Raw genomic sequence first — 22038 nt, 5'->3', positions numbered from 1 at the left:
ACAAAGTTCTGCGCAAAGAAAACGAAGATATTTACTCCTAGCCAGCCTTCGTTTCCTTTGCGGCGTAAGAATTCAACTTTCTAATTTAGGTACATGTTCTTCGCCTTCTTTGCGGTTTAAAAGAAATGGAGCACCTTATTGAAGTCTTTCTTTTTCCTCAACACTTCTCACTTTATCTTCAACTTTCACCGGACTATCTATTGAAACCTTTAATCCTTGCATGTTCCAGGAACTTACAAATTCGAGCTTTCCAAATTCACTTGCTGTTACGAATGTATTTTCAAACTGAAAATTACTCAACAAAGAAGATGGCAAACCTGTTGCATCAAACACTTTCTTTGCATTTGTAACCTTGACATTCTTTACGTAAATATCCTTTGCATGGGGAATGCCTTTCTCCGTGGGCTCAACGTGTTGCAGCATGGCCTTCCAATGCGGGGGAATAGAATCATAGGTATAGCCCAGCGGCAATGTGGAATAACTATACGCAGGAAACCAGTTAAGATTAAATTGAAAAGCATTGTTGATCGAATCCATTTCAATGTTTTCAAAATAAATGTCTTCTATTGTGCCGCCTCGTGTTGTCGCAGACTTTATGCGGAGGCCGTTATCTGTATGCTTAGCCTTCAGGTTGGTGGCAAATATGTGCCTTATACCTCCGGAAGTTTCGCTACCCAACGTAATCAAACCCGCTCCACGACGGGCGATACTGTTTTGTATTACCACATACTCCGTTGGTCTGTTAACGCGTAAACCGTCCCAATCTCTTCCCGCTTTCAGGCAAAAATTATCATCATTGCAATCTATATCACAACCATCAATCAATACCCATGAAGACGAATCAACATCGATGCCATCCGTGCTTGGGCCGCTGCCGTTCTCATTATTCTTGATCGTTAGTCCACTGGCCGTTACGTACTTCGAGTATAATATTTGCACCGTCCAAAATCCTGCGCTCTTCAATGTCAAATCCTTTACAGCCACATTCTCAGAATTCTGAATAAGAATGGTACGCACTCGTTTTACATCATAGTCAACGATCCATCTTAAATCTTTAGCGTCATATTCTTTTCGCATCTTCCAGTAAAGATCCCAGTTGAATTTTCCCCTTGCATCAATAACGCCGCTTCCGGTTACAGAAACATTCTTTGCATCAATCACGTTGATCAATGCTGCGGGCCATTTCATTTCAATACCTGCTACTCTTGTATCGATGTCAGGATAATCGCTGAGCGATTCACTGCCGAGTATCAAGACATCTTTACCAATGACCAGCTGCACATTTGTTTTAAGAAAAATCGCCCCCATCACATAGGTGCCTGCGGGGAAAATAACTCTGCCGCCGCCAGCTTTCGAACACACGTCAATGGCTCGTTGCACCTGCTTTGAGACATTGCTTGCAGAGCCAGGCTTCGCGCCATATTTCGCAACGCTGTATTCTTTATCGCTAACATCTATTTTTTTGCACCCCACTTCATTTACCCATGAGGGCACTTGTGCATTAACAACTAAAGAAACAATTAGTAAAAGGGAGAAGGTTAATAATTTTTTCATTGCAATTGAATCGTCATTTAAAATACATTATCTACTGATGGTCTGCTATAATTTTCGTTGCTTTTGGATATAGCGGGCAAGCCAAAATAAAAATAAAGTTTCCGTGTAACCGGTTTGCTCATCTCTGTCAACTCACTTTGAGGGCCGTACACCGCTGCATTCTTAGTGATATTGACCGCGAGTTTGGTACCGATCGGAGGAATACAATCTAAAAATGAAATATTGCCGGCCGGAAGCTTTGGATAAAATTCAGGGCCGGTGATACCATAAAAATCAAAGAGGCGAACAAACAAATTTTCCTCCTGGCTTACCACGTAAAAACGTCCTTCAATCGTGTTGAATTCCATCCAGGAAATATCGCCGTAGTATCCTTTGAACTCAGGATAAACCATAGGCCAATAAGAAGTTTGTGTATTGTTGTAGAAATTCTGCCAAACATTTACCGGCGTGCCTTTCATTCTGTTTTTCCATTGCCTGTATGGACCTTTGCCCAGCCATCTTGTACCGAGCACATAGTTTTCAGGATAAGAAAAACTTATACCTGCGAAATCAAATTTACCGGTTAATGAATAAGTATAATCAAGCGTTAACCAACCATTGCCTGCCATCGTCCATTTTACCGCTTGTATGTCTCCCGCATATTTAAACTCTGCAATGCTACTGCTTCCTTCCTGAAATGCTTTAACATCAATCACAGTCCCTTTGCCGTTCAACATCACAGGTCCGTTGTTAAACGAGAGCGCAGAAGCTTTGCCATTCACCACTTTCTTCAATAAACCTGTTTTGGTATCCAACTCAACTGTCACATCACCACCTTTCAATGTTATTACCGAATCGTTTTTTGCAACCGAAGCGACTTTATCAGTTGAGGAAATAAATTTGGGCAACAACTCTTTGTTCGATTGTAGCTTCCACGTCCACTCATTCAACACATTATTGAACTTGTCAGTTACGCGAAGCACCAATCCTTCATACTGCTTGAAATCTGCAGGCAGTCCCAGATTAATTTTTCCTTTTTGCAGTGGCAATATCGATGGCACATTCGCCCATCCCTGTTTTACAATCTCATATCCGCGTGATTGCATGTCAAATGGCTTCGCAAAATTCACCAGCATCCATTGATACTTACATTCATTAAGATTGGTAAAATGATACCGATTCTCCAGTTCAATGCTGCCATTGAAATCATCAGGAATGCTTTTCATTTCTACATGCACAGGGCAAAAAATTTCTTTCAATGCATAGAAGCTACCTTCTTTCTCCCTGTGAGGCCCCATGATGCCATCATTCGCATTTAGTCCGTTTGCATCGATGATGTTGTTCATATCTGTTCGCACAACGCCTTCGTCCAGCATTGCCCAAATAAAACCACCGCCGCTTCTTTTTGCGTGCCAGTGCAGTTCCCAGAAATCATCCATCGCTGCGCCTCCGCCACCATCGTCCTGTGAATGCAAAAATTCAGTTGGCATATAGATGAGGCTGTCATTCAAAATATTCTTTGTGCTGTAATAATCTTCATAGTGATTACAATCGATCCCGTTGAATTGATTCCCCGGTCTGTGATGCGGATGAATTACCGGACGGTGCGAAATATCCCACTTATCAAAATCATCATCAAGTTCTTTATTGGTTCCACCTTCATTGCCGTTGTCCCAGAAAATGATAGACGGGTGATTCACATCTCTTATCACTAACTCCCTCACAAGCGGCTCACCCGCTTTTGTACTGTATGCTTTTTGCCAACCCGCCAATTCATCCAGCACATACAATCCAAGTGAATCGCAGAGTTCAAGAAATCTTTTATCGGGAGGATAGTGTGAACAACGAACAGCATTCATGTTCATCTGTTTGATCAACTGCACATCCATCAACTGAATGCTGTCATTCAATGTCCTCGCTGTTTCCGGCCACCAACAATGGCGGTTGACGCCTTTCATTTTTACCTGCACTCCATTTATATAAATACCGTCGCCGTGCCTTACTTCGATAGTCCTAAATCCAAATTTCTCTTTTGTGCGAAAAACAGTTTTGTCTCCTTCTTTCAAATAAAAATTAACGCTGTATAATTCTGGCGTTTCGCTTGTCCACGTTAAAGGGGAATTTACTTTCGTTTGTAAAAGGACGGCCGTATCGTTTAGCGAAACCGTTTTTGTAATTGTAGCAACCTTGTTTCCTTTTTTATCAATGATGTCGGCAACCACCTTGTTTGCCTTCTTTACATTTTTTGTGAAGACCTGCATCGTTAAATCTCCGCTTGCTTTTGCATCAATAGCCGTGCGTTCGATGTGTTGTTGCTCAACAGCCTCGAGGTACACAGGCCTGAATATTCCGCCGAAGACCCAGTAGTCCGCTAAACGTTCTGCATTGTTTACCGACGCATCATCAGACATTTTGCTCACGGTAACCTCCAGTACGTTTGCACTGCCGAATTTGATTTTATCGGTAATATCATACCTGAATTCGTAAAAAGCACCGCGATGCTTGACACCCGCGCTCACTCCGTTGATCTTTACTTCTGTATCTGTCATGCTTCCTTCAAACACAATTGATATAACTTTACCTGTCCACGATTTGGGTACAGCAAAAGAATATTTATACAAACCCTTCTCATCTGCAAACCTGAAATTACTGCCATAGGTTTTGTAATCCCTTCCATAATTATAAGTACCGAAGCCCTGCTGCTCCCAACATGACGGCACCTGGATCGTTGTCCACTTACCGCTGTTTCTACCTCCGGTACAATAGAAGTTCCAAGTTACTGTGTGATTATTGGCAGTGCCTGATAAATATTGTATCTGTTTTTCCTGCCCCTGCGTGCCTGAAAAAATGAGCATCATGGCAGTGCTAAAAATTACGGTAAGAACATTTTTCATAAGTTCAGCATTGTTCCAATTCGTTTGGTGTTTTTCCCGAAGGAAATTGTTTGGCCTCTAAAATAAAACGTTAGTGACTGATAATCAAAATAAATTGTAAAAATGACAATTAACACAGACAAATAAACAGAAAGAAGAAAAATCTTTCAAAAGAATGAAACACAACTGTTTGCAGCAAGTCAATTCTTTCCTATTATTGAACTTGAAATATAAACCATGCACAAGCCGCTTTACATGGTGCATGCAATTAGTTATATTTGATAAAACGATTGCTTTTTTGAGATGAAGTATTCCGCTCTGACTGACCAGCAACTGCTTACGCTTCTTAAGGAGGCGAACAAGGATGCCTTTGCCGAAATCTACAACCGGTATTGGAACAATCTGTATTGGTCAGCCTACAAGATCATTAAAAATGAATCTGTGGCGCAGGATGCCGTTCAGGAAGTTTTCATAGCCCTGTGGCAGCGAAATGCAGAGGTAGATATTCAAACTTTAAACGCCTATCTCCACCAGGCTGTACGTTTTCAAATATTGAAAGCCATAAAAAAACAAAAGGCCGACGAGCAGTTCTACAGTCGCCTGGTCAATATCACCGCAAACATTGTGTACGAAAATCCACTACTATTTAAAGAGCAGGAGTCTTTGCTGAAAGATATACTGGACACGCTTCCCGAAGATTGCAGGCTTATATTCCACATGAGCCGGGAAGAGCAAATGACCTACAAACAAATTGCCCTGCAACTAAACATTTCCGAAAAAACCGTAGAGAAAAAAATGACCTTCTGCCTGAAACATTTCCGCCAGGTATTGCAGGAGAACAAACATATTTTGATGATGGTGGTGCTGGTAATCAGCCTCGCCAAATAATCGCCGAAAAAAAGTTTAAAATATTTTTCATTTTCCGTAGGGTATCGTTTTCATTTTGGTACTTATATATTGAAGCGCATGATCAAAGAACATTTTATACAACTGGTTGATAAATATTTGACAGGTACCGCGACCGACGCAGAGCGCCGGTTGATGGAAGAATATATGACGAGGCTAGAGTCGCAGGATACCCCTTTTCCCGATGTTGAGAACGAGCGAAGACTGAAAGAGATCATTTGGAAAAATGTGCAGGCGGAAACAGGCATTGAAACGCCAATTGTTGTGTTACCGTGGTATAAAAGAAAGATCATACAACGTATTGCCGTAGCGGCTTTGTTCATTGCACTCGCGGGAGTCGGCATCAAATTTTTGACAAGCGACAAGGCGGATAGAAAACCGGCTGTTGCGCGAAAAGAAAATACCCGTGTCAACGCGCCGGTTATGCAGCACAGGATAAACACAACAGGACATGAAGAAGTGTTGCAATTAATGGATGGCTCTTCGATCACACTGGCAGATAAGAGTGAAGTGACTTACGAAGAACCTTTCCAAACGAAGAGAGATATTACACTGATTGGCAAAGCCTATTTCAAAGTGGCAAAAGATGATGCAAAACCTTTTTCAGTTATCAGCGGCGATATAGCAACAACAGCGTTGGGCACAGAGTTTACAGTAACGGCTTACACGCACACTAGTCAAATCGTAGTACGATTGTATGAAGGCAAAGTGGTGATAAAACCTGTGGAAGCGACAAATCGAAGAATGAAAAAAGATGTGTATCTGATGCCTGGCCAGGAGTTTGTGTACGACAAGAATTTTACAAAAGCGAAGGGCTTTAAACTAAACACAAGCGGCACTCCGGCAGAGATCATGTCGAGCGAACAAAAAGAAAATCCGTCAATACCACAAAATAACCAGGGATCATGGTACATGTTCAATAATCAAACACTTGCGCAGGTGCTTGATCAATTGTCCGAAATGTTTGACGTGAAGATTCAATATCAGCAACAGGATGTCAGGAATATTTATTTCACCGGAAAATACAATAGAACAGACTCGCTGGAAACAATTTTAAAAGACATTGGAATTCTGCACAAACTAACGATTAACAAACTGGACGATAGCACGTTCATCATTACAAAGTAATTCAACCTTAAAATTTTAAACCATTCATCTTTTGCGAGATGTGAAGCCGGTGCGCTGCACCGGCTAAAGGGAAACTTTTTGTTCATTTTTAAACTGCAAAGCCATATGAGATTACAACTGCTTAAGCCACCAAAGGCTTTTCTTCCACTGCTATTTATTTTGCAAATTTTTCATCCTTTGTTTGCAAGTGCACAGGATGCTTCGGGAGAAGTAAAGGGAATTGTTCGTGGTGCTAAAAATGAACCACTTGCGGGAGTATCGGTTGTTATCCGCAATGCAAAAACAAATTTTACTTCAGGCACCAAAACAGATTCAACAGGTGTGTTCGCATTCCTGCATGTGCCATCTGGCGGGCCTTACAACTTTAACCTTTCAATGATCGGTTATGAAACGCAAACACTTTCAGGATATTCCGTAAAAGAAGGAACTACGTTTTCATTATCTGTTACGATGAAAGAAACTGCGGCGACACTTGAGCAGATCATGGTGGTAGGTTATGGTACTCAGAAGCAAAAAGACCTGACAGGCTCAGTGTCGGCCGTAACCAATAAAAACTTTAACCAGGGCGCTGTACTTAGCCCACAGCAGGCGATACAGGGTAAACTGCCCGGCGTGAACATTTCACAGAACAGCGGCAAGCCCGGTGGTTCCAACACCATACGCATTCGCGGTGGCACCTCATTGACAGGCTCTAACGATCCGCTGTATGTAATCGACGGAGTGCCTATCTCCACTTCTGCCGGTGTGTCGCAGGCAAATATTCGCGGTAATGGTACGGATGTATTTGACCAGGAACCAACCAATCCTTTGATGACATTGAATCCTGATGACATCGAATCAATCACTGTTTTGAAAGATGCCTCTGCAACTGCCATCTATGGTTCACGCGGTGCAAATGGTGTAATTGTGATCACCACAAAGAAAGGCCAGGCAGGCAGTCCGAAAGTAAGCGTGGGTGCAATGGGCGGCGTTTCTAAAGTTTCTAAAACATTGCCAGTTTTATCTGCTGATCAATATAGAAAAACGGTGAAAGATCTCAGCTTGCCATTGGATGATAAAGGCGCCAACACCAACTGGCAGGATGAAATTTACAGACCCGCATATTTGCAAGATTACAACCTTGCCATGTCTGGAGGAAATAACAAAACCACTTATCGTGCATCACTTGGCTATGGCAATCAGCAAGGCGTAATGCTTGGTTCCGATTTAAAAAGAGCCAATGCCCGCATCAACATCAATCACTCTGCATTGAACGACAGGCTTACGTTTGACATGCGTGTAAACTATGGTACAACTTTTTCCAAATCTGCACCGGTTTCTAATACCGTGGGTAGTGAATCAGGCACGAGCATGAACTATGAGGCATATGTTTTCAACCCTACCTATCCCGTGTACGATTCAAATGGTAACTATACTTTCGTTCCACCATATCGTGTAAACCCGGTTTCATTTTCAACGGATGTGATTGACGAACTTACAAACACCAGGTTCCTAGGCAATCTTTCTACAACGTATAAAATATTGCGTCCATTAAGCATCAACCTTAATCTTGGTTATACAAAACAAGACATCGACCGTAACTCATACATCAAGAAATCAAACCTTCTTGGCGCAGGTCTTGGCGGTTATGCAAGCGTGCAGAAATTACAGGATTACAGCAAATTGCTGGAAACAGTTTTGCGCTACAACAACATATTCGGCAAACATTCTGTAGATGCGATCGGCGGTTATTCCTGGCAGTACTTCGTTAATGAAGGCGATAGAACTTCGGCTTCAGGATTTTTGTCAGATGAATTTAAATGGTACAGTTTACAAGCTGCAAAAACAATACAAGGCGTAAGTACATTCAAACAAAGCAATACGCTCATCTCCTTCTATGCAAGAGTGAACTATAGCTTTGATGATCGCTTCCTTGTTACAGGAACGATCAGAAGAGATGGCTCAAGCAGATTTGGCGAAGGCAACAAATGGGGAACTTTCCCTTCAGGTTCAGTAGCATGGAGGATTTCTCGTGAGAAATTTTTTCCTGCCAAAATATTCAATGACCTGAAAGTACGCGCCAGCTATGGTGTTACGGGCAACCAGGAAATAGGTAACCTGAACTCTGTAACAACACTGGGAGCCACTACTACAGGTTATATTGTAGGCGGCGAACGCGTAACGGTAGTATTGCCACAACAATATGCAAATCCGAATTTGAGATGGGAACAAACGGCGCAATTCAATGCGGGTATCGACTTTGTTATACTTAACAACAGGCTGCGTGGTAGTGTTGATTTCTACAACAAGAAAACAACTGATCTGCTGCTGAGATTACCTGTGCCCTCTCCAACTGCTGTAAGCACACAACTCGCTAATGTGGGAAGTGTACAAAACAGAGGCGTGGAAGTCGACCTGAATGGAACTGTTATTGACGGCAACAATTTCAGATGGGAAAGTAGCTTCAACATTTCATTCAATAGAAACAAAGTCTTGAGCCTTTCTAATGATCAATACAAAGGAAACAACATTCAAATAGCTCCCATACAAGGCGCGGGCCTTGCAGGTATTTATGCGCAACTAATCATGCCGGGGCAACCGCTTGGAACTTTTTATGGTAAGCAATTCTATGGCATCAAAGGCGGTGTAGAACAACTCAGCGCAAATGATACAATTATCGGCAATGCACAACCGAATTATATTTATGGTTTCACCAACACGCTTTCTTACAAAAGATTTGCATTGAACTTTACTTTCCGTGGCTCTGTTGGTAATGACGTGTACAATATGACGGCCAACAACCTCGCCTACTTAAATAACCTGCCAGGAAGAAATGTAATGGACATCGCTGTATCAAGTGGTGTAGCGCGTGACCAACCTAAAAAGTATTCATCCCGCTGGATCGAGAATGGTTCATTCTGCAGGCTCGACAATGTAACGCTTAGCTACAACATTCCTGTGAAGGGAACATTCATTTCAAATGCGAGGGCATTTATTACAGGCACAAACCTGTTGATGTTTACAAAATACACAGGCCTTGATCCGGAAGTGAATTCAGAAGTGTCAGGCACAGGTGTTGCACCACTTGGCATCGACTACCTGGCTTATCCAAGAGCTAAAGCAATAAGTGCAGGAGTAAACCTTTCTTTCTAAGCTATTTTTTAAAACTAACTTTTGATTGCTATGAATGCTAATATAAAAAAACTGATTATTTGCTTCGCTTCCCTCAGCAGCCTTGCCGCATGTACCAAGCTGGATGAAGAAATGTATGGAAGCTTGTCTCCAGATACTTACTATAAAACAGAGGCCGAAGGATTGTCATCCGTTGCAGGCGTGTACCAATTATTGTCGTACAACGTTGATATAAATGATCCATGGAGAATGGGAGAATTTATGACGGATGAATTCATCGTGCCGGGCAGAGCAAGTGGTGGATGGTTTGACCAGAACAATATTGATTTGACTAAACATCAACAAGATCCCAACAACGCCACTAATGCAAGGGCATGGAAATATATGTTCCAGGAAATAGGAACAGCAAACGCAGTGTTAGAGAGTTTGCAAAAATCTCCGAACCAGGATGCAATGAAACCACTCATCGCAGAGACAAGAGCGCTGAGAGCTTACGGTTATTTCTATTGCATGGATTACTGGGGGAATATACCGCTGGTAACAGTTGCAAGGATCGATCCTAACAACCTGCCGACAAACACAGCAAGGGCAGACATCTATAAATTCATTGAATCAGAATTGCTGGCTGCCGTGGACGATATTCCGTCTGTGACAAAAGTAAACAGAACCTCCTACTATCCAAGGTTTACAAAGGAGTCAATCTATTCTATACTGGCAATTCTTTACCTGAATGCAGAAGTCTACACAGGCACGCCGCAATGGCAAAAAGCAAGTGACATGTGCGATAAAGTGATCAGTTCCGGCGCATTCGATCTGGAGGCCGAAGTGTTGAACAACTTCAAATCCAACTTGCAGGCAAACTCAAAAGAAATCATTTCTGCGTTCACTGTTGATCCGGTAAAAACCGCAGGCAACAACCAGTTTATTTTGTACACACAAAATGCGCTTGATCAGTTGAAATATGCGCTGCCATTCGCACCAGCCAATGGCTACAGCACAACGCAAGCAGTGCTTGACAGGTACGAAAACCAGGATGTAAGAAAAACGCTGATAGAATATGGCCCGCAAACATACCTAGACGGGAGCCCTTTAAAATATGCTAATGGTACACAATTGGTGCTGGTGCCGGTTAAAGACATCATCAGTGCGCAGGATAATGAAGGTTACAAAGTTTTAAAGTATACACCGGTTGGCACCACATGGTCTGGTTATAATGGAGACAACGATCTTGTGATGGTGAGATATTCTGAGATTCTTCTTACAAAAGCAGAAGCACTGTTTAAGCTGGGAAATAGTTCAGATGCATTAACACTCATCAACAAGGTAAGAACAAGAAGCAAAGCAAGCAGTTTGTCTGCGCTGACCATACAGAACATCGAAGACGAACGTGCAAGAGAGCTGCTGTGGGAAGGCTGCAGGAGAAGGGACATGATTCGCTTTGGAGATTTCTTCACAGGCACATGGGCATTCAAAACCACACAAACAGAAAAGTATCGTGGTCTCATGCCAATTCCTAACGAGCAAATAACCGCGAATCCAAACCTGAAACAAAATCCGGGATATAATTAATTTGAAAATTTGGGAATTTGAAAATTTGAAAATTGAAATGTGGTAGCAACATTCATCATTTCCGAAGAGCGGGTGAGGCCGGTTTCCTCACAAAGCAAACGTTATAATTACCGGTAGCCCGTTCTTCGGAATGGTGAATATTTTGAAAATGTGATGGCACACAGATGACACTGATAAGACTGATTTACACGGATTTTTTTTCTTACTAGCATGTCAATAGTCGGTAACCAAAGACTGTTTGTCGTCCCGAGATACGAGGGATCTGGGATTAGCACAAGCAGTCTTTTTGTGTTACTCTGAAATTCCTTGCTCGTGGGGCAAGCAACGTTGCCTACGCTTCAATCTTCGTTATTTCAAAATTTCTTCTATATTTATGATCCCAACATTTGAATAAGTATTAAACATCGTTGCCTGCCCGAAAGAATTCATTCAGGCGGGCGTCGCACACTCTAACGCAAGTTTTATTCAGCAAAACAACAACCACGAATTTGCCACAATGATTAAAAAATTATTCAAAAACACGGCGGCTACATTGCTCTGCATTTCTATAGTTGTAGTTTCATCTGCACAATCCCTAAAAGGCATTACTGGTATCCGTGATACGAGCTATACAAACTACAGCGCCTACAAGCACAGCCTCAAAGGCAATCCTGAAATTTCAATTGTACCTGAGTTTACTGATAAAAATATTCAAACCACAAAAGATATTATCTATTGCACGACCGGCAAACGCAAACTTGCACTCGATGTGTTTGCTCCAAAAGATGCAAAAACCAATCGCATCGCATTCATCATGATTCATGGTGGAGGTTGGAGATCGGGCAACAGAACACAACATTACCCATTGGCGCAGGCACTTGCAGCAAAGGGATATGTTTGTTTTACTCCAGAATACAGGCTTTCAACGGAAGCCCTTTTTCCTGCGGCTGTGTATGATCTCAAAGCTGCTATCAGATGGATAAAAGCAAATGCTGCAAAATACAATGTCGACACTTCTAAAATTGTTATTGCTGGATTTTCTGCCGGTGGCGAACTCGCAGCATTTCTCGGTGTTACGGGTAACATGCCATTGTTTGAAGGAGCTGGTTGCAATGACGGTATCAACTCCAATGTAAATGCCATTGTAGACATCGACGGCACATTGTCTTTCACACATCCTGAAACCGGCGAGGGAGATGACAGCAAAAGTACTTCTGCAGGTACTTATTGGTTTGGTTACAGTAAAAAAGAAAACACAGGATTGTGGAACGCCGCGTCTCCATTGAGTTATGTGGGCAGCAAAACGCCTCCTACTCTTTTTCTCAACAGTTCCGTCGATCGCATGCACGCAGGAAGAAACGATTTTATTAAAGTGCTGAATGACTATAGTATTTATTCAGAAGTCCATACATTTGAGAATGCACCGCATTCATTTCCGTTGTTTAATCCATGGTTCACTCCCATGGTAAATTATATCGACGGGTTTTTGCAAAAAGTTTTCACGAACAAATAACAGCCAGATGAATTTCAAGATCTTTTTCCTTAGCATTCTTTTTACCTTTTGTTTCTTCACCAACATTTTCGCGCAAACTGCCAATCCGCAGCAATACAAATATGTGTTCACCGTTGCAAAAGACGGCTCGGGAGATTTCAAATATATTCAGGATGCCATTGATGCCATGCGTGTCTATCCCTTAATGCCAATTTTACTTTACATAAAAAACGGTGTGTACAATGAAAAGATAGAGTTGCCCAATACTAATACTGATGTGCATTTCATAGGACAGAGTGCAGACAGCACGATCATCACTTTCAATGATTATTCAGGAAGAGGGAAAAACACAACCTTCACTTCTTACACCGCTAAAATATCCGGCAACAGATTCATTGCAGAGAACATCACTTTTGCAAACTCCGCAGGTCCGGTTGGGCAGGCAGTTGCATTGCACGTAGATGCAGATCAGGCAGTGTTTAAAAATTGTCGTTTCCTTGGCAACCAGGACACTATTTTCACGGGTGGTGAAATGTCGCGACAACTGTTTACAGATTGCTACATCGAAGGCACGACAGATTTTATATTTGGCCCAGCCACTGCAGTGTTCAACAATTGCACGATTCGTTGTAAAGCAAACTCATTCATTACTGCAGCCAGCACAACAAAGGGTAAAAAGTTCGGCTATGTTTTTATGAATTGTAAAATAATCGCAGATACTTCTGTAAACAAGTTACTGCTCGGACGACCATGGCGAGCGAATGCAAAAACAGTATTCATGAATTGCGCTTTGCCAAAAGCAATCGTGCCGAAGGGCTGGCACAACTGGGACAATCCACAAAATGAAAAAACAGTTTTCTACGCAGAATACAACAACACAGGAGAAGGCAACAGTCCCTCCACAAGGTCTGCATGGACGCATCAGCTGACAGACAAAGAAAGCAAAGACTACACACTGGAAAACATTCTCGGCATAAACGATAAAAATTTCAACATAGAAACAAGCTGGTATAAGTTTGAAACAAAACTGTTTGAATGGCCGGGGAAAGGGAAATGATTGAATAACTGAATAACTGAGTAACTGAATGACTGAATGACTGAACCCTTGCGCGAAAACCGCGTCGTCATTGCGAGGCCTGCGGAGAATGAATGATGGCCCAACAAAAGCAACATCAAAAATCAGCTTCGGCCGAAGCAATCTCATCGACAGGTTGATCCGGAGATTGCTTCGACCGCTCGTCGATTTTTCAACATTGCTTTTATAATTGGAATATATGTTCTCCGCCGGTCTCGCAATGATGGGGAAGTCTCTCTTCAGCTACTCGGTCAAAACAATTTTCGACCTTTTTTACTTTTTAATTTTTACTTTTTTCTCATGAACAAAACGATTCTTCTTTCAATAGTCACTTTCTTTTCTCTTTTCACGCAGGCGCAAGAGTTCATCCCCCTTTGGCCGACGGGTAAAATGCCCAACACAAAAGGAATGCACCTTACAGACAGCATTGCCAACGAAAGAATTTACAGAGTAGGTACACCCGGCATGTATGTGTTCTTTCCATCTTCGCAGGAAAACAGGGGCGCTGCTGTGCTCATCTGCCCGGGTGGCGGTTACGAAAGGCTGGCCTACATTACGAGTGGATGGCAATTGGCAAAGTGGTTCAATTCGATTGGCGTAACAGCATTTGTGCTGAACTACAGACTACCCAATTCGCCTGATCTCGTTCAAAGAGAAACAGGACCATTAATGGATGCACAACGTGCAATGAAGATTATCAGGGCAAACGCTGCAAAATGGAACTTTCAGTCAAACAAGATCGGTATACAGGGAACGTCTGCAGGCGGTCATCTTGCATCGCTCACAGCTGTGACGGAAAAAGAAATTGCAAACATTGGCGACTCATTGGACAATGTATCTTCAAGACCAAATTTTGCCATGCTTTTATCTCCCGTTATCGACCTTGGCAAATACGCTCACAAAGGTAGCCGCAACAATCTTTTGGGTGCAGATACCTCAAAAGCACGCATTGAACAATACTCTACTTACCTGCAGGTTACAGCCACATGTCCGCCGGTGTTCATGGTGCATGCATACAATGACAATGCAGTTCCTGTTAAAAACAGTTTGCTGTTTTATGAGGCATTGCTCGACAAACAGGTACCAGCTTCCATACACATATTTCCTCAAGGCGCACATGCCATCATATTGCACAACAATCCCGGTTCAGTTGAACAGTGGACAACGTTGTTTGAAGCTTGGCTTAAAGAAATGGGGCTTTTAAGTGACGGGAAAACAAAGTGAGTTGAGAATTGAGAATGGAGAGTTGAGAGTTCTTTATAGTCAGAGAGCCTGCACTTAATATTAAACTGTTGTCTAAACGCCCCCGCTTCTAAATAAAAAACAGGTTGAAGACGCATCTTCAACCTGTTTTTTATTTAAGTGCCATCTAAACGAATTTCTAATTCCTCACTCTCAACTCTCCATTCTCAACTCTCCACTAACGCAATATCGTCACCGAACCTGTCATCGGCGGCTCGCCTTGTTTTACATTGATCACATAATAGTACGTTCCTACCGGTAGCGGACTTCCATTCATTCTTCCATCCCATGGTGTGCTATAGCCATGAGTAGTATATACTTTTTGGCCGTACCTGTTAAACACGGTCAACGTGCAATCAGCGTAGTCGGCAAGGTTCTTAATGTTCCATGTATCATTGATGCCATCTCCGTTTGGCGTAAATACATTTGGCACTTTTACCGGTCTTAATATTTTCACCATCATTTGATCAGTTGCTTTACAAATACCGTCTTTATCTGTTGCCGTCAGCACAAATATTTGGTCCTGTATCACATAGTATGATGGATTCAAAATCGTTGGATTGTTCAGCAAGGAAGCAGGTGCCCAGCTATAGCTTAACTGGTTGGCATTTTGAGCAGTCGCTTTTAGTACTACAGAGGTGTTCTCTTCTGCTGCCATGTCCGGACCTGCATCGATCACGGGTTTGATGCGCACGGTAACGTTGTCATCTGCCGTTGCGCCACTGGCCGTACAGCCGTTGTTGTCTGTTACCGTTAAGGATATGGCATACGTACCAAACTTATCAAACAGTTTGCTAGGCGTTTGCTCGGTGGAACTCGTACCATCGCCAAAGCTCCAGTTCCATGCTGTGATGGCACCACTGGCAGAAGTGCTCTTATCAGTAAAGATCACCGCTACTCCTTCGCAAGGACCTTTGTCAGAAATATCAAACGCCACCACAGGTTTTGGTTTGAACACATCGCTGGTGAATTGTTTGTTTGTAGTGGCAAAACATCCAAATGCTGATGTGGCTTTCAGTGTTACAGTGTATGGTTGTTGTGCAGTGTACACATGTGTTGGGTTTACATCGGTGGAAGTGCCACCATCGCCAAATTGCCAGTTATAAGTCAATGCACCTGGCTCAGTGCTGGTGCTCTTGTTGGTAAACACCGCATCACCGCCCGGCATACAAACTGCGGTTGGCAAGTCAAATGCTGCAGTGGGCAATACATGCACGTTCAATGTTTTTGTAAACACATCGCTTACACAACCATCTTTGCTCGTTACTTTCAAAGTAACAGGATATGATTTTGCTGTTGCAAAAGTTTTGTCAAACGGATTGCCATTTGTATACGTTACATCCGGGTTGCCATCACCAAAGTTCCATGTCCATGACCCGATGGCAGCGGCAGGATCTGCAGCCGTGTTGATGGTGGATTGATCGGTAAAGGTTGATTTGTCGCCAAAGCAAACATCGGCCAAAGTGGTGAAGGAAGCTTGTGGCACTGGCCTTACGAAAATTGCGTTGGACGCTGAATCTGTACAGCCATTATCAGAACCATAGATGTACCAGACATCGTGTTTGCCTGCCGTAGTTAACGAAGGTGTAAAGTTGCCCGTTGCGTCTGTAGCGTCGCCTTTATAATAACCTTTACCCGTTACGCCATTTGTTACGCTTGCAAAAGCAACAGAGACCGTTCCTTTTGCATTCAAACAAACAGCCGGTGGTGTTATAGGATCAAACTTGATGATCGGTTTTGGCTGGAAGCTGGCGTCCCATGCGGTATCGCTCACACAACCTTTTTCAGAAGTTGCAGTGAATGACAATTTATATACCGCAGGGTTTGCATACATGTGCGATGCATTGGCGGTGGTGGCCGTATTTGGATTGGCAGGTGTTGAGGCTGCATCTCCAAAGTTCCACAAGTACGAACTAATTGCCTGGTTATCGTTCGCTGTTACATTGCTAGTAAATTTGATGATGCCATCATCGGGTCTGCAACCTTTTGGATAAGCAACATTCAGTTTTGGTTTACCATAAATAGTGATCACTTTGGTCGCAGTGTCACTCACACAATTGTCGCTGATCTTCGCCACGTGTTTGATCGTTATGGTACCTGCATTTTTATAAGCATGCGAAGTTGCGTAACCATTGAGTGTTAACGTTGAATCAACACCATCACCATAGTTCCAGTAATAGGATTGCGCAGTAACAGGTGTGTTCTCACTGATCTTAAGTTGCGTTTGCTCGCAGTTCATTGCTGCATCTACTGTAAAATCAGGAATGGCAGGTTTGGCACCAATCACAAATGTTTTGGTGGTATCTGCAATACAACCCGCGGCGTCTATGGCCATTAATTCTGCACTGTTTTTACCGGCATTGAAGGTGAGCGACAATTCTTTGCCCGTACCTGTCAAAGGTGTGGTACCATTCAGGAAGTTCCATTGCCAACCCTGGGCCGCGCTGCCATCTGTGAATTTATCGTTGGCCACAAATTTCACCAATTTTGTATCGGCACATTTATCATCGAAGAGAATGTCGAAGTTGGTTTTGAGTGTGTCTTTTACAATCACTTCATACAAAAGCGGTTCTGTATTATCGCAAGCTTCGACACCAGGTGCAGACGCAAATACTGGAAGGTCATAAGTTCCAGGCTTTGTAAACTTGTACACACCTGGCAATTTGTACCTGTAGTAAGGCACGCCCCAAACCATTACCACACCTGAATCCTGTGGTGCTAAAATAATGGTATCTTTTGCAGGTGTCATCACACCTGCCATTGAGCTTAAGTTCCAAAGTATCTTCGTTGGTTTATAGCGAATCAACACAGACAATTCTACAGGTGTGTTTGCGCAGGTAACCGAACTGGTCGAGTCCGGCATTTTTCCATACACATTTTTTACAAATGGCAGACCACTCAGGTTGTTGATGTATGTACCCACATTGTACGCATAACTCTGTGCACTCGAGAGGCCATACGTAATAGCGTTAAATGAGGAATCGCTTTGCACCGTACACTGTTGCGGTGGCCTAGGGTCTTCGTTTGATTGAGCATCCCACCACCTCACAACTACAGAATAACCTGGAAGATTAGGGTTAGGATAAATATTGGTGAATTTAGCCGGCGGTGCTACCCCATCTATCAATAATGAAGAAATACCAGCCGTAGGAATATTAAGGGTGAGTAAGTTTACATTGATCTTTACTTTCTCGCTTCGCAAAAAGGAAGCCTTTTTAATCCCCTGCTCTATGGGGCTCAAAAATATCATTTCGGGGTCACCGTCGCCCACGTAATTACAAGATTGCTGGGAAGGGAAGATCTGCACTACCTGTACCGGTCCGTCAGCTTCAATATAATCGGAAGTTGTACTTATGTACTGATAATAATTTTGGGGCGTCAGGCCGGTAAGAGGAACTCCATTCCTTTTCACTACAATCGACGGATCCTTAACCATTACCCTAAACATATTGGGGTTATGCAAACGAAAGTTTCCGCTCTGGCTTGAAGGGGTGGTGATATATCTTCTTCCCCACGACTCTACCGGAAACATTTGCTGCATCATTTGATCTTCGGTCTTTATGGCGGTCGAAGAGCCGGGGCAGAAATCAACATATCCCGCACTGCTACCAACATAGGTGGCGATTGGATAACAAATGCCATTGCTGTTGGCAATTGAATTAACTGTTGTTCCACAAAAATCATTGGTGATATCCGGATCATCCACAGCTGCCAATATCTGGTAGATCTGCCCTTTGTTCAGCACTACATCAATCGGTACATTGGCGGGAAGGCCGGTTCTCGTTTTATGCGAGGGATTGATTCTGATCTTTGTATTGTCATAATTAGCTACCACAAAGATCCAGGCGAAACGCTCATAGTCACTAAATTTATTCACCGTTTGATCGGCGCTTACTACCTTATAGGAATATCCCCATGAATTAACCGGTATCAACATGGTTGCCGTGGCGGCCGCTTCATTGGGCCAAAAAGCATAGGTAACAATGGGCACATCACTAACTATATGGATCCCTTTTTTACTAAAGACACCTTCTGAACTTGTACCGCCCCATATAATGGGCCTCGTATACAATGTAGCATCAAATGGAGAACCCGGAACATCTCTAACCCCTATCGGAAATTCTTCCGTTGTAAAAACAGTATTGGCAGGCACATTATACGTTTTGACGTAAGTGGTCCCATCAAGACTAACAGTTACTTTAGCAGGCTTGTCATCAGTACTAATGATAATCGTGAAACGTGGTGTATCAGAAGGAAACCAGGATGAGCGCTCATAGGAAGAACTGTGGCCCATTCCGGTCCAAAATTCCGTTCCTTTATTTGTTATCCTTTGGGCACTGGATACAGCTTGTAAGCCAAATAAAAAAAGCAGTATATAAACTAAACGTTTCATCTTCAATTTCATCATGCGTTATTAGTATTGGTCGGCTTTACCAGGGATATTGTAAATAAGGTTGATCGAGTTGGAAAGGTCTAATGAATAGGCAGTGGATGAAGGTTGCTTTGTGCAGCGAATTACATCAAACATACTGAGTATCATTTCAATCTCAAAGAGATCAACCGGTTATTTGGCACCGGTTATAAAGATATTTCTAAGAAAAGTTTGCCCGGTAAGCTTAAATACTTAAAAATGGAATTAGGTAGAAACACTCAGTTTTTAATTGAAAATTGAAAGTTGAAAGTTGAAAATGAGGGGTAGCAAATGGGAGTTGAGAGTTGAGAGTTGAGAATGGAGAGTTGAGAGTTGATAATTTTGACTTCCCATTTTCAATTTTCAACTTTCAATTATCAATTTTCCGCTTTCAATTTTCAATTCATTTTCTTACATTAACAAAGAGTTGCTCAATGTTCTACAATGATTAATTTCAAACAATACCTTGTTCTTTTATTCCAGGCGGCATTGCTGATTGCATGTGCGGGAAATACAACACCGTCTGTAAAAATGCTTGATCAGTTGGGGTTGAAACGGGGACAAGTTATTGCCTGTGGACCTCCGGATAAAGAATTCGGAACGGTTGACTTTCGCATAACCGGCAGTAAACAAACCCAGGAGGATTTCAATTTGGCCGTTGCTTTGTTACACTCGTTTGAATACGACGACGCTGAAAAAGCATTCGCAAAAGTCATCGACGAATCTCCCAATTGCGCGATGGCCTACTGGGGCGTAGCGATGTGCAACTTTCATCCTTTGTGGGAGCCTCCAACCGAAGCTAATCTGAAGAAAGGTTCAAAGGCAATAGAGATCGCCCACTCTATAAAAAAACAATCACCGAAAGAAACGGAATTTATCGATGCTATTGCATTGTATTATAAAGATTGGAGCACTACAGATCCGCACAGTCGTGCCGTACGTTTTGAGAACGCAATGGAACAGTTGCACCAATCATATCCGGATGACAGGGAGGCCGCGATCTTTTATGCGCTGTCCCTGGATGCTTCTGCAAACCCTGCAGACAAAACATATGCCCATCAATTGAAGGCGGGAAAAATATTGGACAGCATGTATGCAGTGGCGCCGGATCACCCGGGCATTGTGCACTACATTATTCACACGTATGACTATCCCGGCATCGCTACTCTCGCTTTAAATGCAGCACGTCGATATGCAGATGTAGCTCCATCCTCCGCACACGCTTTGCATATGCCTTCGCATATTTTTACGAGACTTGGATTATGGGATGAGAGCATTCGAATGAATACACGCTCAGTAGAAGCTGCGCAATGTTATGCAAAGGCCGCAGGAATAAAAGGGCATTGGGATGAAGAGCTGCACGGACTGGATTATTTGGCATATGCTTATCTGCAAAAGGGCAATGACAGTGCGGCTGAAAAGCAATTGCAATACTTGTCAACAATCAAAGAAGTATCTCCTTCTAATTTTAAAGTTGCTTACACATTCGCTGCGGTTCCATGTCGTATTGCGGTTGAAAACAAAGACTGGAAAGCCGCTGCGCAGCTTGCTCCCCAACCTGCAGATCTGCCATGGAACAATTATCCGTGGCAGGAAGCGATCATACATTTTGGAAAACTTATGGGCCTAGCACATATCGGCAATTTACACGCTGCAAAGGCAGAACTGGCAAAACTAGATTCGCTGCACGCAAACCTTGTCAAACAAAATGACTCTTATAAAGCGAGACAGGTCGAAATACAAATGAATGCAGGCAAAGCATGGATCGCTTTCGCAAACACAGAACAGAAACAAGCTTTGGCTCTTATGGAATCTGCAGCCGACCAGGAAGACAGCGTTTCCAAATCGCCCGTAACGCCCGGAGAAGTTTTACCAGCGAGAGAACTATACGCTGATATGTTATTTGAGTCACATCAATACAGTGCAGCATTTGCGCAGTATGAACTGGCACTAAAAAAATCGCCCAATCGATTTAACAGCCTCTTTGGTGCTGGTAGAAGTGCAGAATTGAACGCAGATAATGCAAGCGCTGCAAGGTATTACAAGCAGCTGCTGGCAATTGCTGAGCCACAATCGACCAGGCCAGAATTGAAAACAGCAGATTTATTTTTAAGAAAACTCTAAGCATGTGAGGTGTACAATGTACGGTGTACGAAATTCACTCGATTGCACTACACGGATAACTTTCGCACACAGTACATTACAACCAAAATTCATCTGTATAATTATCAGCTGCAGAAGGTGCTGCATTGAGCTGCTCTCCTATCTTCACCAATTGCTCCGGAGTAAATGTTGTCTCAAGATATGGAAACAATTCTCTTTCTTCATAACGAATGTGATTGTCAACCGCATCAACAAGATCTACTAACCGGCTTGTTTCTGGCGCAGCGCTTTTTGTTATAGAATCAATCTGTGCTTTTATTTCAACATGTTCGCGAAATGCTTTTTTAACTTTATCATCATCTTTCATTAACGCAAACAGAATATCTTCTTCTTCACGAAAATGATCTGCAAGATCATGATGCCAGAAATACTCAACATACTTTTTAATGCGTTCTGTGTCTGCATTCTTCTTTAACCCTTGTCTTATTTTCCAGCAAAACAAAAGTCCGGAGTGGTGCTCCCGGGAAAGTCGTATGAGGTGTTCGCTTCTTTTGATTGGCATGGCTTGAAGTTTGGAATTAGAAATTCAATGTCGTTTAGTTAAGCAACAGCCAGC

12 protein-coding genes are annotated in these 22038 nt (G+C 42.7%); 8 read left to right on the top strand and 4 right to left on the bottom strand.

All coding sequences use genetic code 11. The features are described from left to right. Nucleotides 1–135: 135 nt before the first annotated feature. Together KTO63_RS10265 and KTO63_RS10260 are read right to left on the bottom strand one after the other, a co-directional pair. Nucleotides 136–1554, bottom strand: coding sequence for a glycoside hydrolase family 28 protein (locus KTO63_RS10265; RefSeq protein WP_217791177.1), 1419 nt, complete (start codon nucleotides 1552–1554; stop codon nucleotides 136–138). 17 nt (nucleotides 1555–1571) lie between these two features. Continuing rightward, nucleotides 1572–4427: a glycoside hydrolase family 2 protein gene (locus tag KTO63_RS10260; RefSeq protein WP_217791176.1), complete on the bottom strand. Its 2856-nt coding sequence runs from the start codon at nucleotides 4425–4427 to the stop codon at nucleotides 1572–1574. A 282-nt stretch (nucleotides 4428–4709) separates the two neighbouring features. On the opposite strand from KTO63_RS10260, the gene KTO63_RS10255 reads away from it, so the two are divergent. The 7 genes from KTO63_RS10255 (at nucleotide 4710) to KTO63_RS10225 (ending at nucleotide 14890) form a co-directional block, all read left to right on the top strand. Further along, the gene (locus KTO63_RS10255; RefSeq protein ID WP_217791175.1) at nucleotides 4710–5294 is read left to right on the top strand and encodes an RNA polymerase sigma-70 factor; all 585 of its coding nucleotides are present in this window, start codon (nucleotides 4710–4712) and stop codon (nucleotides 5292–5294) included. A gap of 78 nt (nucleotides 5295–5372) precedes the next feature. Then, nucleotides 5373–6440 (top strand): FecR family protein, encoded by a 1068-nt coding sequence (locus KTO63_RS10250; protein WP_217791174.1) that lies wholly within the window; start codon nucleotides 5373–5375, stop codon nucleotides 6438–6440. Nucleotides 6441–6545: 105 nt separating this feature from the next. Beyond that, complete coding sequence (locus KTO63_RS10245) at nucleotides 6546–9572, top strand: SusC/RagA family TonB-linked outer membrane protein (RefSeq protein WP_217791173.1); 3027 nt, start codon at nucleotides 6546–6548, stop codon at nucleotides 9570–9572. A 30-nt stretch (nucleotides 9573–9602) separates the two neighbouring features. Next, nucleotides 9603–11120: a RagB/SusD family nutrient uptake outer membrane protein gene (locus KTO63_RS10240; RefSeq protein ID WP_217791172.1), complete on the top strand. Its 1518-nt coding sequence runs from the start codon at nucleotides 9603–9605 to the stop codon at nucleotides 11118–11120. Nucleotides 11121–11616: 496 nt separating this feature from the next. After that, entirely contained in the window at nucleotides 11617–12612 is a 996-nt protein-coding gene (locus KTO63_RS10235; protein WP_217791171.1) for an alpha/beta hydrolase, read from the top strand. A 7-nt stretch (nucleotides 12613–12619) separates the two neighbouring features. Continuing rightward, nucleotides 12620–13648 (top strand): pectinesterase family protein, encoded by a 1029-nt coding sequence (locus KTO63_RS10230; protein ID WP_217791170.1) that lies wholly within the window; start codon nucleotides 12620–12622, stop codon nucleotides 13646–13648. A gap of 318 nt (nucleotides 13649–13966) precedes the next feature. Beyond that, nucleotides 13967–14890 (top strand): alpha/beta hydrolase, encoded by a 924-nt coding sequence (locus KTO63_RS10225; protein WP_217791169.1) that lies wholly within the window; start codon nucleotides 13967–13969, stop codon nucleotides 14888–14890. Nucleotides 14891–15086: 196 nt separating this feature from the next. On the opposite strand, the gene KTO63_RS10220 is transcribed toward KTO63_RS10225, so the two are convergent. Continuing rightward, the gene (locus KTO63_RS10220; protein WP_217791168.1) at nucleotides 15087–19301 is read right to left on the bottom strand and encodes a PKD domain-containing protein; all 4215 of its coding nucleotides are present in this window, start codon (nucleotides 19299–19301) and stop codon (nucleotides 15087–15089) included. 462 nt (nucleotides 19302–19763) lie between these two features. Between KTO63_RS10220 and KTO63_RS10215 the strand changes: the two genes are divergently transcribed. Next, nucleotides 19764–21443 carry a hypothetical protein gene (locus KTO63_RS10215; RefSeq protein ID WP_217791167.1) on the top strand — a complete coding sequence of 560 codons (1680 nt, stop codon included), beginning with the start codon at nucleotides 19764–19766 and terminating at the stop codon, nucleotides 21441–21443. A 76-nt stretch (nucleotides 21444–21519) separates the two neighbouring features. On the opposite strand, the gene KTO63_RS10210 is transcribed toward KTO63_RS10215, so the two are convergent. Then, nucleotides 21520–21984, bottom strand: a complete 465-nt coding sequence (locus KTO63_RS10210) for a hemerythrin domain-containing protein (RefSeq protein ID WP_217791166.1) — start codon at nucleotides 21982–21984, stop codon at nucleotides 21520–21522. Nucleotides 21985–22038 lie beyond the last annotated feature (54 nt).

The sequence above is a fragment of the Pinibacter aurantiacus genome, from assembly GCF_019130065.1.
GTDB lineage: Bacteria > Bacteroidota > Bacteroidia > Chitinophagales > Chitinophagaceae > Pinibacter > Pinibacter aurantiacus.
This window is presented reverse-complemented; position numbering and strand designations above follow the sequence as displayed.